General features: G+C 60.1%; 1 protein-coding gene. It reads left to right on the top strand.

Annotated features, from left to right (window positions below; all coding sequences use genetic code 11):
* Positions 1-43: 43 nt before the first annotated feature.
* The coding region (locus AWB69_RS45310; RefSeq protein ID WP_062093252.1) for an IS110 family RNA-guided transposase at positions 44-1,030 on the top strand (987 nt) is incomplete at its 3' end.

Below are 1,030 nucleotides of genomic sequence, written 5' to 3'. Positions count from 1 at the left end.
GAAGATCATTGAGGTCTTCAGAGCCAACCGGAGGAGGTCCGCCATGAACCATACGGCCATAGGCGTCGACATTGCCAAAAGCGTCTTTCAGGTGCACTGGGTCGACCCGCACACAGGTGAAGTCGTCAACAAGCCAGTCAAGCGAGATAGGTTTCTCGACTACTTCGCGAACCGGGAACCTTGCCTGATCGGTATGGAAGCGTGTGGCGGTGCGCAGCATTGGGCACGCCAGCTCACGAAGATGGGTCACCTGGTGAAGCTGATGCCGCCGAAGTTCGTCAAGGCGTTCAACATCGGCAACAAGAACGATCCAGCGGATGCGCGCGCCATCTGGATGGCCACACAGATACCCAGCAAGCCGGTCGCGGTCAAGACAGAAGCGCAACAGGCCGTGCTGGCACTGCACCGCATGCGGCAGCAACTGGTGAAGTTCCGCACGATGCAGATCAACAGTCTGCGAGGCATGCTAACCGAGTACGGCGAAGTGATGGGCAAGAGCCGCGAGACCCTGGACAAGGCGATACCGGGAATTCTGGCAAAGCTGTCGGACCGTTTGCCTGCCGTGCTGATCGATTCGTTGCGGGAACAGTGGAGTGGCCTGACGGGGCTGGATCGGCAAATTGCCGGGATCGAACAACGCCTTCAGGCATGGATGAAAGACGACGTCGCATGCCAGACAATCGCGGCCATACCGGGCGTCGGCTTGTTGAGCGCCACAGCGGCTGTCGCGACGATGGGCGACGCGAAGGCCTTTCGCTCCGGTCGGGAATTTGCCGCTTGGCTCGGCCTGGTACCGAAACAAACGGGCTCTGGAGGCAAGGTTCAACTGCTGGGTATCAGCAAGAGAGGCGACACCTACGTGCGAACGCTGCTGATCCACGGCGCCCGTAGTGTGCTGCGACACCCAGACAGGGCTGGCGCATGGGTCGAGCAGCTTGGCAAACGCCGACCGTTCAACGTGGTAATCGTGGCGCTAGCGAACAAGATCGCTAGAACCATCTGGGCACTTCTCGCCCACGACAGGCAGTAC

This window comes from Caballeronia udeis, assembly GCF_001544555.2.
GTDB classification, from domain to species: domain Bacteria; phylum Pseudomonadota; class Gammaproteobacteria; order Burkholderiales; family Burkholderiaceae; genus Caballeronia; species Caballeronia udeis.
This window is presented reverse-complemented; position numbering and strand designations above follow the sequence as displayed.